Consider the following 14,377-nt stretch of genomic DNA (forward strand, 5'->3'; position numbering starts at 1 on the left):
ACCATGGCCCTGACCATCGAACAACTCAACGCCGCCTCCGCCACCGATGCCGTCGCACTGCTCGACGGCACCTACGAGCATTCGCCCTGGGTGGCCGAAGGCGCACTGGCGGAGCGGCCCTTCCGCTCGCTGCAACACCTCAAGGCCGCCATGGCCCAGGTCGTGACGCGCGCACCGGCCGAGCAGCAGCTCGCCCTGATCCGCATGCACCCGGAGCTGGCCGGCAAGGCGATGGAGAGCAACGCGCTCACCGCCGAATCGACCAACGAACAGAGCAAGGCGGGCCTCACCGCCTGCACGCCGGAAGAGCTGGCGCGCATCCGCGAACTCAACGCCGCCTACGGCCAGAAGTTCGGCTTTCCCTTCATCCTGGCCGTGCGCGGCCCGCGCGGCACCGGCCTGCCCAAGGCCGAGATCCTGACCACCTTCGCGCGGCGGCTGAACAACCATCCGGACTACGAGCGGGCCGAGGCGCTGCGCAACATCCACCGCATTGCCGAGATCCGCCTGAACGACAAGTTCGGCGTCTCGCCCGAACTGGGCAACCAGGTGTGGGACTGGCAGGAACAGCTGGCCGTGCACAGCGACCCCGGCTTCGCAGAACAGGGCCAGCTCACCGTCACCTACCTCACCCAGGCACACCGCGCCTGCGCGCTGCAGATCAGCACCTGGATGCACGAGGTTGGCTTCGACTCGGTGGAGATCGATGCGGTCGGCAACGTCATTGGCCGTTACGAGGCCGAGGGCTTCGTCACCAGCGGCGGTGCCGTGCCCGGCGCGCCCACGCTGCTCACCGGCTCGCACTACGACACGGTGCGCAACGGCGGCAAGTACGACGGCCGGCTGGGCATCTTCGTGCCCATGGCGTGTGTGAAGGAACTGGCCCGCCAGGGCCGCCGGCTGCCCTTCGCCTTCGAGGTGGTGGGCTTCGCGGAAGAGGAAGGCCAGCGCTACAAGGCCACCTTCATCGGCTCGGGCGCGCTCACCGGCCACTTCAACCCGGCCTGGCTGGACCAGGCCGATGCCGACGGCATCACCATGCGCGAGGCCATGCAGCAGGCAGGCCTCAAGATCGAGGACATCCCGAAGATCCAGCGCGACCCGGCCAGATACCTGGGCTTCATCGAGGTGCATATCGAGCAGGGCCCGGTGCTCAATGAGCTGAACCTGCCGCTGGGCATCGTCACCTCCATCAACGGCGGCGTGCGCTACGTGGGCGAGATCCACGGCATGGCCAGCCATGCGGGCACCACGCCCATGGACCGCCGCCGCGATGCGGCCTGTGCCGTGGCCGAGCTGATCCTCGCGGCCGAGAAGCGCGCCCGCCAGGACGCCGACTCGGTCGCCACCGTGGGCATGCTGAATGTGCCGGGCGGCTCGATCAACGTGGTGCCGGGCCTGGCCAAGTTCAGCCTGGACATCCGCGCGCCGCGCGACGACCAGCGCAATGCCGTCATCGCCGACGTGCTGGCCGCACTGGAAGAGATCTGCACCCGCCGCGGCCTGCGCTACACGCTCGAAGAAGCCATGCGCGCCGCCGCCGCGCCCAGCCATCCCGACTGGCAGGCCCGCTGGGAGACCGCTGTCGAATCGCTCGGCGTGCCGCTCTTCCGCATGCCCAGCGGCGCCGGCCACGACGCCATGAAGCTGCACGAGGTCATGCCGCAGGCCATGCTCTTCGTGCGGGGCCTCAACGGCGGCATCAGCCACAACCCGCTCGAATCCACCACCAGCGACGACATGCAACTGGCCGTGCTCGCCACGCAGAAGCTGCTGGACAACCTCGCGAAAGAACAACGATGACCCACTACGCCCAGCTCGACGCCTGGATCGACGCCCATTTCGACGAGGAGGTGAAGTTCCTTCAGGAGATGGTGCGCGTGCCCACCGACACCCCCCCGGGCAACAACGCGCCGCATGCCGAGCGCACCGCCGAGCTGATCGCCGGCTTCGGCTTCGAGGCCGAGAAGCACGCCGTGCCCGCGCAGGAGGTCAAGGACTACGGCCTGGAGTCGATCACCAACCTGATCGTGCGCCGCCGCTATGGCGACGGCGGCCGCACCGTGGCGCTCAATGCGCACGGCGACGTGGTGCCGCCCGGCGAAGGCTGGACGCATGACCCGTACGGCGGCGAGATCGTGGACGGCAAGCTCTACGCCCGCGCTGCGGCCGTGAGCAAGAGCGACTTCGCCAGCTTCACCTTCGCCGTGCGCGCGCTGGAGGCGGTGGCCAAGCCGGCCAAGGGTGGGGTCGAGCTGCACTTCACCTACGACGAGGAGTTCGGCGGCATCCAGGGCCCCGGCTGGCTGCTGAAGAACGGCCTGACCAAGCCCGACCTGATGATCGCCGCCGGCTTCAGCTACGAGGTGGTCACGGCCCACAACGGCTGCCTGCAGATGGAAGTGACGGTGCACGGCAAGATGGCCCATGCGGCCATTCCCACTACCGGCGTGGATGCGCTGCAGGGCGCGGTGCACATCCTCAACGCGCTCTATGCGCAGAACACCCTCTACCAGCAGGTCACGTCGAAGGTGGAAGGCATCAGCCATCCGTACCTCAACGTGGGCCGCATCGAAGGCGGCACCAACACCAACGTCGTGCCCGGCAAGGTGGTGTTCAAGCTCGACCGCCGAATGATCCCGGAGGAGAACCCGGCCGAGGTCGAGGCCGCCATCCGCGACGTGATCGCCAAGGCCGCGGCCGAGTTCAAGACGCCGGCGGGCGGCATCGAGGTCGAAGTCAAGCGCCTGCTGCTGGCCAATTCGATGAAGCCGCTGGCGGGCAACCAGCCGCTGGTCGAGGCCATCCAGAAGCATGGCGAACAGCTCTTCGGCCAGCCGATTCCGGCCATGGGCACGCCGCTCTACACCGACGTGCGGCTGTACGGCGAGGCGGGCATTCCCGGCGTGATCTACGGTGCCGGGCCGCGCACCGTGCTGGAGTCCCACGCCAAGCGCGCCGACGAGCGCCTGGAGCTGGAAGACCTGCGCCGCGCCACCAAGGTGATCGCGCGCACGCTGGCCGACCTGCTGGCCTGAAAGCGCTCAGCCGCGCAACGGCAGCAGAACGCCGATGGCCGCGAACAGCGCGCCGCAGGCCCGGTTGAAGCCGCGGCCCACACGCGCCAGCCAGGCGGTGATGCGCTGGGCCAGACTGGCCAGCACCAGTTCGGTCAGGAACTCGATCAGCAGGAAGGTGCCCGCCATCACCGCGAACTGAACGGCCACGTTGCGGGCCGGGTCCACGAACTGCGGCAGGAAGGCGGCGAAGAACAGGATGCCCTTGGGGTTGGTCGCCGCCGCCAGGAAGCCCTGGCGGAACAGCGTGGCGCCCCGCGCCTGCACCGCGCCCGCCGGCCGTGCCATCTGGATGGGCGGCGATCGCCACACCTGCACGCCCAGCCACACCAGGTAGGCGCCGCCGAGCCACTTGAGCACCGTCAGCCACACCAGCGATGCCTTCAGCAGCGCGCCGATGCCGAACATCGACAGCGCGATGACGAGCAGGAACCCGGCGCTGCCGCCGAAGAGCGTGTAGAGCGTGCGGCGGCGTCCATGCAGGGCGCCATGGGTCAGCGCCAGCAGGCTGTTGGGACCGGGCGAGAGCGACAGGCCGAGGGCGGCGAGGGTGTAGACGAGCCAGACGTGCAGGGCCATGGGCAAGAGGGCGGGACGAGGAGCGGCGAGCATAGCCTTGCAGGTTGGCGGCGGTGAGCCCGATGCCAGAGCGATCCGCGCGGGCCTGATGCCCCCACACCCGTTCGCGCTGAGCCTGTCGAAGCGCCGGCCCCGGGGCCTCCACGCGCTCAGCCTGACCGGTTGGATGAGACCGAGACTCGCGCCGACGCCGCCCGCCTCGCCCGCCCCAGCTTGCGCCGCCCGACCGCCTGGATGGCCTGCGCCAGGTGGGTGGCAAAGGCCCGCACCGGCTCGGTGGGCGTGCGGCCGGGCAAAGACAGCAGCCGCAGCCGCCGCTGCTGCAGAGGCGCCTCGGCAAAGGGCCGCGCCACCACCGTGCCGTCGGCGATCAGGTGCGCCACCGTCAGATGCCCCGACAGCACGATGCCCGGCATGCGCAGCAAGGGCAGCAGCACCGACGAGAAATTGCTCTCGAAGGCCGCCACGTAGCGCAGCCCCTGCAGGCTGCAGGCCTGGTCGAAGAGCTGGCGCGTGGTCATGCCGCGACTGCCCAGGTAGAGCGGAAAGGCCACCACCTGCGCCACCTCCACCGCCATGTGGCGCGCCAGCGGATGCTCGGGCGCCAGCACGGCATAGACCGGCGCGGGCGCCTCGTATTCCACATGCAGTTCCGCTTCGGGCGCGACGCTGTACTTGAGGCCCAGGTCCGCCTCGCCCCGCAGCAGCCAGCGTGCCACCTCGTCGGGCGAGCCGACGCGCAGCTCCAGGCGCGCATCCCCGTACGCATCGCGAAACGACTGCATCACGCCCGGCATGAACTGCGGCGCGAAGCCTTCCGTGCAGGCCACGCACACCCGCTGCGCCTGCACGCGGCCCAGCGCGCTCGCCTGCTCCAGCGCCTGCAGGCCGTCGGCCACCGCATGGCGCAGGTAGGCGGCCAGGCGCTCGCCGGCGGCGGTGGGCGTCATGCCGCGGGTGCGGCGCTCGAAGAGTGGCGTGCCCATCTCGTCCTCCAGCCGGGCGATCTGCCGGCTCACGGCCGAGGGCGCCACATGCAGGCGCGCGGCCGCCTGGTTGACCGAGCCGGTCTGCGCCACCTCCAGGAAGTGGCGCATCGGGATGCTGAGCAGTTGGGGAGCACGGGCCATGGCGCCCGATTCTGCGCCTGCCACCATTGCCTGCCAGGCAATACGCCCGCGACAAAACGATAGGCCAGGCAACGGGTTTCCGGCCTTCCCCTTGCATGCATCGCCGGCACAGGATCACCCATGCACCGAAACGATGCCCTCACCCTGGCCCAGTCGGCCCTCGACAGTGGCCGCCTCTTTGCCGACCTGCGCCGCCGGGTCGCCCTGCGCACCGAGAGCGATGGCGGCACCGTGCCGCCCGCCCTCGCCGCCTACCTGACGGACGAGCTGCGCCCCAGCCTCGAAGCCCTGGGCTTCGACTGCCGGCTCTGCCCCAACCCCGACCCGAAGGGCGGCCCCTTCCTCATCGCCCGCCGCATCGAGGACCCGACCCTGCCCACGCTGCTGAGCTATGGCCACGGCGACGTGGTGAGCGGCCAGGACGCGCAATGGCGCGAGGGCCTCGCGCCCTGGACGCTGGTGGCCGAGGGCGAGCGCTGGTACGGCCGCGGCACCTCCGACAACAAGGGGCAGCACAGCATCGCCCTGGCCGCGCTGGAGGCCGTGCTGCAAGCCCGCGGCGGCAGGCTCGGCTTCAACATGACCTGGCTGTTCGAGACGGGCGAGGAAGCCGCCTCGCCCGGCCTGGCCGCCGTGTGCGAGGCCGAGCGCGCCGCGCTGGCCGCCGACCTGTTCATCGCCAGCGATGGACCGCGGGTGGGCACACGCCAGCCCACGCTCTTCCTGGGCTCGCGCGGCGCGGTCAACTTCACGCTGCGTATCCGCAGCGGACGCACGCGCGGATACCACTCGGGCAACTGGGGCGGCGTGCTGGCCAATCCGGCGACGCGCATCGCCCATGCCGTCGGCACGCTGGCCGACGCGCACGGCCGGCTGCTGGTCGAAGCATTGCGCCCGCCGCCGGTGGACGAGGCGGTGCGCCGCGCGCTGGCCGACATTCCCATCGGCGCCGAGCCGGACGACCCGGCGCTGGACGCCGGCTGGGGCGAGCCCGGGTTGACGCCCGCCGAGCGGCTGGTGGCCTGGAACACCTTCGAGGTGCTGGCGCTGGAAGCCGGCAACCCGCAGCGGCCCATCAACGCGATCCCGCACCAGGCGGCGGCGCACTGCCAGCTGCGCTTCGTGGTGGGCACCGACTGGGAGCGCACGGCCGAGCATGTGCAGGCGCATCTGGCGGCGCACGGCTTCGACGACGTGGAGGTGCAGGTCACGCTCGCCGGCGCCGCAACCCGGCTCGACTTGCGCAACCCCTGGGTGGACTGGGCGGTCGGCTCGATCACCCGCAGCGCCGGCCACGCACCGCATCTGCTGCCCAACCTGGCCGGCTCGCTGCCCAACGACATCTTCGCCACCCAGCTCGGCCTGCCGACGCTGTGGGTGCCGCACGGCCATGCCGGCTGCGCCCAGCACGCGCCCAACGAGCACCTTCTTGTGCCGCTGGCGCGCCAAGGCCTGGCTGTGATGGCCGGCCTCTACTGGGATCTGGGTGAACACGATGGGGCGCCCTGGCCCCCTCGGGTTGCATCCGCAGCGCAGTGATCCGCAATAAATAGGCCGCAACTGCCGGCCGACACTTCATACTTCCGTCTTCTTCTACAGGGATATGTATATGAACAAACGTCAACTTCTCGGTACGGGCGCCGCCTTCGCCTTTGGCACATTGCCCCGTTTCTCCTTTGCCCAAGACGCATGGCCGGCGCGCAGCCTTCGCCTCGTGGTGCCTTTCCCGCCCGGCGGCGGTACGGACATCGTGGCGCGCGCCCTGGGTCAGCGGCTGGCCGAACGGCTGGGCCAGGCAGTCGTGATCGACAACAAGCCCGGCGCTTCCACCGTCATCGGTATTGACGCAGTGGCCAAGGCACCCGCCGACGGCTACACGCTGCTGCTTTCGGGCTCGACCAGCTACAGCGTCAATGCCGCACTGCGGGCCAAGCTGCCCTACGATCCGCTGCGTGACTTGGCCCCCATCGGCATCGTGGCGCGCACGCCGCTGGTGCTCGTGGTGGCCGCGGGCGCACCGTGGCGCACGGTCGACGATCTCGTGCGCGCCGCCAGGGCCAAGCCGCAGTCCATCCGCTACGCCACCTTCGGCAGCGGCTCCGGCCCGCACTTGGCCGGCGAGTTGTTCGCATTGGCCTGTGGCGCCAAGCTGCAGGACGTGCCGTACAAGGGCAGTGCCCAGGCCACCATCGCCGTGATCGGCCGCGAGATCGAAATGGGCATCGACACCGTGGCCGCGGTGGCGCCACATGTTCGCGCGGGCAAATTGCGCGCCCTGGGCATCGTGGGGGCTACACGCTCCAGTCTGCTGCCGGAGGTAAAGACCCTGGCCGAGCTTGGCCTGCCCGAGGCCACATTCGACGCCTGGTACGGCTTGGCAGCGCCGGCCCGCAGCCCTGTGGCGGCGCTCGATCGGCTCGCGCGCGAGACCCGGGCGCTGATCGCCGAGCCCGCACTCCAGGCCACCCTCAAGACCCAGGGCATGGAGCCGGTATGGCTGGACGCGGCCGCATTCCGAAGCCAGATGGAAGGTGAGATCTCGCGCTACCGAGCACTGGCCCACCGTGCCAACATCCCCATGGAGTAAAAAACTCTGAGCGCTTCGTGAAGAAGCGCACGCGGGTCTGAAGCCGGCGGCATGCCCTCCGACAACCCCAGGTCATGGGGGGCAGCTACATTCGCTGCCACCATGAATTCCCCTCAGCTGCAGCGCGGCTTCTTCCTGTTCCTGCTGGCGGCGGTCACCGTCGCCTTCGTCTGGATCCTGATGCCCTTCTTCGGGGCCGTGCTGTGGGGGGTGGCGCTGGCCATCCTGTTCACGCCGCTCTACAAGCGGCTGCTGAACAAGTTCGGCAACAGGCGGCGCACGCCGGCGGCGCTCGCCACCCTGACCATCGTGCTGGTGATCGTGATCATTCCGCTGTCGATGATCGCGGTGACGCTGGTGCAGGACGTGGTGCTCGTGACCCAGCGCATCCGCTCCGGCGATCTCAATTTCGTCAACTACTTCCAGCAGATCGTGGGCGCACTGCCGGCGTGGGTCACCAATCTGCTGGACCGTTTCGGGCTGGGCAACCTGGAGGCCATCCTCGAAAAGCTCAGCGCTGGCGCCGCCCAGGGCAGCCAGATGCTGGCGTCGCAGGCGTTGAGCATCGGACAGAACACCTTCGACTTCCTGGTGAGCTTCTTCGTGATGCTTTACCTGCTGTTCTTCCTGCTGCGCGACGGCGCCGACCTGTCCAAGATGATTCGCGAAGCCGTGCCTCTGGCGCGGCCCCACACGCACTACCTGCTCAACAAGTTCACCACCGTCATCCGCGCCGTCGTGAAGGGCAACGTGGTGGTGGCGGCGGTGCAGGGCACCATCGGCGGGCTGGCTTTTTGGGCGCTGGGCGTGCAGGGCGCGCTGCTGTGGGGCGTGGTGATGGCCTTCCTGTCGCTGCTGCCGGCCGTGGGCGCGGCGCTGATCTGGGGGCCGGTGGCCATCTACTTCCTGGCGACCGGCGTGCTCGTCAAGGGACTGGTGCTCATCTTCGTGGGTGTGTTCGTCATCGGCCTGGTCGACAACCTGCTGCGCCCCATCCTGGTGGGCAAGGACACGCAGATGCCCGACTACATCGTGCTGATTTCCACCATCGGCGGCATGGCACTGTTCGGCATCAGCGGCTTCGTGATCGGGCCGGTGGTGGCGGCGCTGTTCATGGCGGTGTGGGGGCTGTTCATGGCCTCGAACGAAGAGGACGGCAACGCGCCACGCACCTGAGCGCATCCCAACGCCGTCAACCCGAGCGCCACCAGCCCTCGCCGAAGCGGCCCTGCAGGAAGGCCGTGAAGGCCGCCACCTTGGCTGGCACCAGCCGCGGCGACGGAAAGACGGCATGGATCTCCTGCTCCTGCAGCCGATGATCGGCCAGCACCGGCACCAGCCGCCCCTGTGCCAGTGACTCCTCCGCCACGTAGCGCGGCAGGAGGGCGATGCCCAGCCCCTCCCGTGCCGCCGCCAGCACCGCCGACAGGTTGTTGGAACGCAGTCGCCCGGCCACCGGCACCGTCAGCGGCTCCCCGCCGGGCCCGTACAGGCGCCACACGTCGTCGCCCACCACGCTGCTGTAGATCAGCGCCTGGTGCGCCGACAGTTCAACCGCGGCGGCCGGCGTGCCATGTCTCTGCAGATAGGCAGGCGACGCCGCCATCACCCACGGATTGCTGCCCAGGTAACGCGCACCCAGCGTGGAGTCGGCGAGCTTGCCCATGCGGATGGCCACGTCGATGCCCTGGGCGACCAAGTCCACATAGCGGTCGTCGAAGCTCAGGTCGACCTGCACCTGCGGATGGGTCCGCATGAATTCCAGCGCCAGCGGCACCACCACGCGCCGACCGAAGGCGACCGACGTGCCGATGCGCAGCAGGCCCTGCGCCTCGCTACGGGCCTGGCGCGCGATGTCGTCGGCGGCCTGCACCTCGCGCACGATGGCTTTGCACTTCTCGTAATAGAGCGCGCCGGCCTCGGTCAGGCTCACGCCGCGGGTGTTGCGGTTGAGCAGTCGCACGCCCAGGCGCCGCTCGGTGGCGGCCACCTGCTTGGTCACGGTGGGCTGCGTCGTGTGGAACTCGCGCGCGGCCTGCGAGAAGCTGCCGCTCTCGGCCACACGCACGAACACTTCCATGGCCTGAAGTCGGTCCATCGGGGTTGTCTCCTTCCTCGGCAACGCGGCGCCACCCGTGCCGACCGTCCTCTGTTGCAGCCCGGCGCGCACCCGGGATTACCCGCTGATGCTGGCATGCGTCGCTTGCCTACATTTCTTGCATGCAAGATTAACGGACATGGCCGGGTGTCGAAGCCCGGGCTTGCCCGCACACCCACGGAAGGCTCATCCATGTTCCGCTTCGCCCGCTCCCTCTTCGGCCAGGTCGTCATCGCGCTGGTGCTCGGCGTGGCCGCCGGCCTGCTCGCGCCCGAGTTCGCCATCAAGCTCAAGCCGCTGGGCGACGGATTCATCAAGCTGATCAAGATGATCATCCCGGTGCTGGTGTTCTGCGTGGTGGTGCACGGCATCGCCGGCGCGGGCGACCTCAAGCGCGTGGGCCGCGTGGGTGTGAAGGCGCTGGTGTACTTCGAGGTGCTGACGACGGTCGCTCTCGCGCTGGGTTTGCTGCTGGCGTGGTGGTTCCAGCCCGGCGTAGGCATGAACGTGGACCCGAAGGCGCTGGACGCGTCGGCCATGAGCGCCTATGCCTCCAATGCCGACAAGCTCACCAGCGGCGGCACGGTGGACTTCCTCCTGAAGCTGATTCCCACCACCGTGGTCAGCGCCTTCGCCACTGGCGATGTGCTGCAGGTGCTGCTGTTCGCGGTGCTCTTCGGCTGCGCGCTCACGCTGCTGGGCGATACGGGCCAGCCGGTTGCGCAGCTGGTGGACACGCTGTCGCTGGTGCTGTTCAAGATCATGGGCATCCTGATCAAGCTGGCGCCGCTGGGCGTGCTGGGCGCCATCGCCTTCACCGTGGGCCGCTACGGCGTGGGCTCTCTCAAGCAGCTGGGCATGCTGGTGGCGCTGTTCTACGGGGCGGTGCTGTTCTTCGTGTTCGTGGTGCTGGGGCTGGTGATGCGCTTGTCAGGCTTGTCCCTGTGGAAGCTGCTGCGCTACCTGCGCGAGGAGCTGGCCGTGGTGTTCGCCACCACCTCGTCGGACAGCGTGCTGCCGCAGGTCATGGCCAAGCTGCGCCACATGGGCGTGCGCGATTCGACCGTGGGACTGGTCATTCCCACCGGCTACTCCTTCAACCTGGATGCCTTCTCCATCTACATCACGCTGGCGGCAGTGTTCATCGCGCAAGCCACCAACACGCCGGTCTCCACCGCCGACCTGCTGACCATCCTGGCCATCGCGCTGGTGACGTCGAAGGGCGCGCACGGCGTGCCAGGCTCGGCCATCGTCGTGCTGGCGGCCACGCTGCATGCGATTCCGGCCATTCCGGCCATCGGGCTGGTGCTGGTGCTGTCGGTGGACTGGTTCATGGGCATCGCACGCGCGCTGGGCAACCTGATCGGCAACTGCGTGGCCACGGTGGCCATTGCCGCCTGGGAAGGCGACATCGACCGCGAACGTGCCCGCCGGGTGCTCGACGGCGACCTTCCCGCCATGCCCGACGCCGCCGCCCTCGGCCACGCCGACGGCCGGTGAGAATGCGGCCCATGGCCGATCCCGACAGCGCCGTGAGCCCCACTGCCATCGCCCGCCGAGTGGTGGAAGCGATCCTGGCGCAGAAGCTGGCGCCCGGCCAGCGCCTGGGCGAACAGGCCCTGGCCGACCTCTTCGGCGTCAGCCGCACGATGGTGCGCGAGGCGCTGATGCAACTGCAGGCGCGCGGCTTCGTGGAGGTGCAGAGCAAGCGCGGCTGGTTCGTGGTGCAGCCCTCGGCCGAGGAGGCGCGCGATGCCTTCGCGGCGCGGCGCATCGTCGAATCCGGCATCCTGGCCGACGCGGGACGGCCGCTGGCGCAGGTGATCCGCACCCTGCGCGCTCATGTGCGCGACGAGCAACAGGCCATCGAAGCTGCCGACGCCGCCACTCGTGCCTTCCTGCTGGCCGACTTCCACGTCTGCCTGGCCGAGCAGATGGGCCACCGCCTGCTGACCGACGTGCTGCGGGACCTGACAGCGCGCACCACCCTGGCCGCCACGCTCTACCAGTCGCGGCACGAGGCCAGCGAATCCTGTGCCGAGCACGCCGCCATCGTGGCGGCGCTGGAAGACGGCGACACCGCCCGCGCCCGGACGCTGCTGCTGGCGCACATCGGCAATGTGGAGCGGGCACTGGAGCCGGAGGCGGCGCCGGACGCGGACGTGCAGCGACTGCGCGCCGCCTTGGTGCCCGTCGCACCGCGACGCGGCGCCGCCTGAATGGCGCTCGCGCCGCTGGTGCCGGCGCGACCGAGGCATGAGAACCCGGTGGTCGACTCGCTCATTGCCATCGGACGCCGGCCTGGGCGCCCTGGTCAGCCCCGTCGGGAAGCCGCTCCCACCTCTATCCAGCATTGAGCATCAATCTGGCGTAAGCGTGCGCTAGCTTTTGAGCGCATTGCACCGCGTTGTCACCGCGCATCCTCCGTGCCCATTTCGGATCCGACCTCGGGAATCTCCTGAGTTGCGCAACTGGCACAGCGCTTGCGATCCAATTTTTGTATACAAATAATGCACCCAATCTGTGCGATACCGCGCGTCTCTTGCGGCGCTGCACCCCTCCAACGACCCGATCAGGAGCCCCCATGAACACGGCCACCACCACCCCGCTCGCCGCCGCTGCCGCGGCCGAGCCCCACGGCCACGGCAACGCGGCATCGCACGCCCTCATCAAGCCCGGCTACGACCCGGCCCTCACCAACGAGGACCTGGCCCCGCTCAGACAGCAGACCTGGGGGCAATACAACATCTTTGCCTTCTGGATGTCCGACGTGCACAGCGTGGGCGGCTACATCACGGCGGGCAGCCTGTTCGCCCTGGGCCTGTCCAGCTGGCAGGTTCTGGTAGCCCTGCTCGTGGGCATCGTGATCGTGCAGTTCTTCTGCAACCTGGTGGCCAAGCCCAGTCAGGTGACGGGCACGCCGTATCCGGTGATCTGCCGCGCCTCCTTCGGCGTCAAGGGCGCCAACATCCCGGCCATCATCCGCGGGCTGATCGCAGTGGCCTGGTACGGCATCCAGACCTACCTGGCTTCGGCGGCCTTCATGGTGCTGGCGCTGCATCTCTTCCCCAACCTGGCGCCTTACGCCGACGTGGCGCAGCATGGCTTCGTCGGGCTGTCGACACTGGGCTGGGTCGCCTTCATGGTGATGTGGGTGCTGCAAGCCTTCGTGTTCTGGCACGGCATGGAAGCCATCCGCAAATTCATCGACTGGGCCGGCCCGGGCGTGTACGTGGTCATGGCCATCCTGTGCATCTGGCTGGTCTGGAAGGCCGGCTGGAAGAACATCGACCTGAACCTGGGCGGGGTCAAGTTCGAAGGCTGGGACGCGCTGCCGGTCATGCTGTCGGCCATCGCGCTGGTGGTGAGCTACTTCAGCGGCCCGATGCTCAACTTCGGCGACTTCTCGCGCTACGGCAAGAGCTTCGACGCGGTGAAGAAGGGCAACTTCTGGGGCCTGCCGGTCAACTTCGTCTTCTTCTCGCTGCTGACGGTGATCACCACCGCGGCCACGTTGCCCGTGTTCGGGGAGCTGATCACCGATCCGGTGCACACCGTGGGCAAGATCGACTCCACCACCGCCGTGGTGCTGGGCGCGCTGACCTTCATGATCGCCACCATCGGCATCAACATCGTGGCCAACTTCGTCTCGCCGGCCTTCGACTTCTCCAACGTGGCGCCGCAGCACATCAGCTGGCGCACCGGCGGCATGATCGCCGCCGTGGGTTCGATCTTCCTCACGCCCTGGAACCTCTACAACAACCCCGAGGTGATCCACTACACGCTGGACATCCTGGGCTCCTTCATCGGCCCGCTGTTCGGCATCCTGATCGCCGACTTCTACCTGGTGCGCCGCCAGCAGGTGGTGGTGGACGACCTCTACACCATGAAGCCCACCGGCAGCTACTGGTACAGCAATGGCTACAACCTGAAGGCCGTCGCCACGATGGTGCCCTCGGCCCTGATCCCGATCCTGTGCGTGCTGGTGCCGGCCTGGCGCGGCGCCGCCAACTACGCCTGGTTCATCGGCATGGGACTGGGCTTCGTCATCTACGCTGTGCTGTCCCGCCGTTCCTGATTCCCAAGAAAACGCCCTGCCCATGCGCATCAAGGTCATCAACCCCAACACCACCCAGAGCATGACCGACAAGATCGGTGCCTGCGCCCGCGCCGCGGCGCGGCCGGGCACCGAGGTCATCGCCGTGAGCCCGGCGATGGGGCCGGTCTCCATCGAAAGCCACTACGACGAGGCGCTGGCCACACCCGGCCTGCTGGCCGAGATCGCGGCCGGTGAGGCGGCAGGCGTGGACGCCTACCTGATCGCGTGCTTCGGCGACCCGGGCCTGAAGGCCGCCCGCGAACTGGCCCGAGGCCCGGTGCTGGGCATCGCCGAGGCGGCGATGCATGCGGCCAGCTTCATCGGCAGCCGCTTCACCGTGGTCACCACGCTGGCACGCACCATGGGCCAGGCGCACCACCTGGCGGAGGCCTACGGCATGGCGCGCTTCTGCGCCCGCGTGCGGGCCTGCGAACTGCCGGTCCTGGAGCTGGAAGACCCGCGCTCCAACGCCCGCGCCCGCATCGTCGACGAATGCCGCCGCGCGCTGGACGAGGACGGCTGCGACGTGCTGGTGCTGGGCTGCGCCGGCATGGCCGACCTGTGCCGCTCGCTGTCGGAAGAACTGGGCGTGCCGGTGATCGACGGCGTGTCCGCTGGCGTGACGCTGCTGGAGTCGCTGGTGTCGCTGGGCCTCAAGACCAGCAAGCGCGGCGAGCTGGCGCATCCGCTGCCCAAGCCCATGACCGGGCTGATGCAGCCCTTCGCGCTGGGCTCAGGCGCACGCTGAGCCACCGGCTGGGTACGGCGCAGCGCGGCGCCGTCCGGGTGCATGGCCCACCCGGGGCC

12 protein-coding genes are annotated in these 14,377 nt (G+C 69.1%); 9 read left to right on the forward strand and 3 right to left on the reverse strand.

The genetic code is table 11. From position 1 onward, the window contains the following. Positions 1-3 precede the first annotated feature (3 nt). Both uraD and DFR41_RS10705 read left to right on the forward strand, forming a co-directional pair. Positions 4-1,803 (forward strand): 2-oxo-4-hydroxy-4-carboxy-5-ureidoimidazoline decarboxylase, encoded by a 1,800-nt coding sequence (uraD, locus tag DFR41_RS10700; RefSeq protein ID WP_114802675.1) that lies wholly within the window; start codon positions 4-6, stop codon positions 1,801-1,803. Then, the gene (locus DFR41_RS10705; protein WP_114802676.1) at positions 1,800-3,038 is read left to right on the forward strand and encodes a M20 family metallopeptidase; all 1,239 of its coding nucleotides are present in this window, start codon (positions 1,800-1,802) and stop codon (positions 3,036-3,038) included. The genes uraD and DFR41_RS10705 overlap by 4 nt, the downstream gene beginning before the upstream one ends. Before the next feature lie 6 nt (positions 3,039-3,044). Here DFR41_RS10705 and DFR41_RS10710 read toward each other — a convergent pair whose 3' ends face one another. Beyond that, a complete protein-coding gene (locus DFR41_RS10710; protein ID WP_114802677.1) occupies positions 3,045-3,656 on the reverse strand; it encodes a LysE family translocator in 612 nt (203 codons plus the stop codon). Positions 3,657-3,805: 149 nt separating this feature from the next. Continuing rightward, entirely contained in the window at positions 3,806-4,786 is a 981-nt protein-coding gene (locus DFR41_RS10715) for a LysR family transcriptional regulator (RefSeq protein ID WP_244917715.1), read from the reverse strand. Between the two features lie 120 nt (positions 4,787-4,906). On the opposite strand from DFR41_RS10715, the gene DFR41_RS10720 reads away from it, so the two are divergent. The 3 genes from DFR41_RS10720 (at position 4,907) to DFR41_RS10730 (ending at position 8,549) form a co-directional block, all read left to right on the forward strand. After that, entirely contained in the window at positions 4,907-6,325 is a 1,419-nt protein-coding gene (locus tag DFR41_RS10720) for a M20 family metallopeptidase (RefSeq protein WP_114802679.1), read from the forward strand. Between the two features lie 70 nt (positions 6,326-6,395). After that, the gene (locus tag DFR41_RS10725; protein ID WP_244917716.1) at positions 6,396-7,373 is read left to right on the forward strand and encodes a Bug family tripartite tricarboxylate transporter substrate binding protein; all 978 of its coding nucleotides are present in this window, start codon (positions 6,396-6,398) and stop codon (positions 7,371-7,373) included. Positions 7,374-7,475: 102 nt separating this feature from the next. Further along, positions 7,476-8,549: an AI-2E family transporter gene (locus DFR41_RS10730; protein WP_114802681.1), complete on the forward strand. Its 1,074-nt coding sequence runs from the start codon at positions 7,476-7,478 to the stop codon at positions 8,547-8,549. Between the two features lie 16 nt (positions 8,550-8,565). Here DFR41_RS10730 and DFR41_RS10735 read toward each other — a convergent pair whose 3' ends face one another. Beyond that, complete coding sequence (locus tag DFR41_RS10735) at positions 8,566-9,471, reverse strand: LysR family transcriptional regulator (RefSeq protein ID WP_114802682.1); 906 nt, start codon at positions 9,469-9,471, stop codon at positions 8,566-8,568. A gap of 192 nt (positions 9,472-9,663) precedes the next feature. Here DFR41_RS10735 and DFR41_RS10740 point away from each other — a divergent pair, with 192 nt between their 5' ends. The 4 genes from DFR41_RS10740 to DFR41_RS10755 all read left to right on the forward strand — a co-directional run bounded on the left by DFR41_RS10740 (position 9,664) and on the right by DFR41_RS10755 (position 14,318). Next, positions 9,664-10,971 (forward strand): C4-dicarboxylate transporter DctA, encoded by a 1,308-nt coding sequence (locus tag DFR41_RS10740; RefSeq protein WP_114802683.1) that lies wholly within the window; start codon positions 9,664-9,666, stop codon positions 10,969-10,971. Positions 10,972-10,982: 11 nt separating this feature from the next. After that, positions 10,983-11,690 carry a GntR family transcriptional regulator gene (locus DFR41_RS10745; RefSeq protein ID WP_114802862.1) on the forward strand — a complete coding sequence of 236 codons (708 nt, stop codon included), beginning with the start codon at positions 10,983-10,985 and terminating at the stop codon, positions 11,688-11,690. A 365-nt stretch (positions 11,691-12,055) separates the two neighbouring features. Beyond that, positions 12,056-13,549 carry an NCS1 family nucleobase:cation symporter-1 gene (locus tag DFR41_RS10750; protein WP_114802684.1) on the forward strand — a complete coding sequence of 498 codons (1,494 nt, stop codon included), beginning with the start codon at positions 12,056-12,058 and terminating at the stop codon, positions 13,547-13,549. Between the two features lie 22 nt (positions 13,550-13,571). After that, a complete protein-coding gene (locus tag DFR41_RS10755) occupies positions 13,572-14,318 on the forward strand; it encodes an aspartate/glutamate racemase family protein (protein ID WP_017761382.1) in 747 nt (248 codons plus the stop codon). The last annotated feature ends 59 nt before the right edge of the window (positions 14,319-14,377 follow it).

The organism is Pseudacidovorax intermedius, from assembly GCF_003350475.1.
Lineage (GTDB): Bacteria > Pseudomonadota > Gammaproteobacteria > Burkholderiales > Burkholderiaceae_C > Xenophilus > Xenophilus intermedius.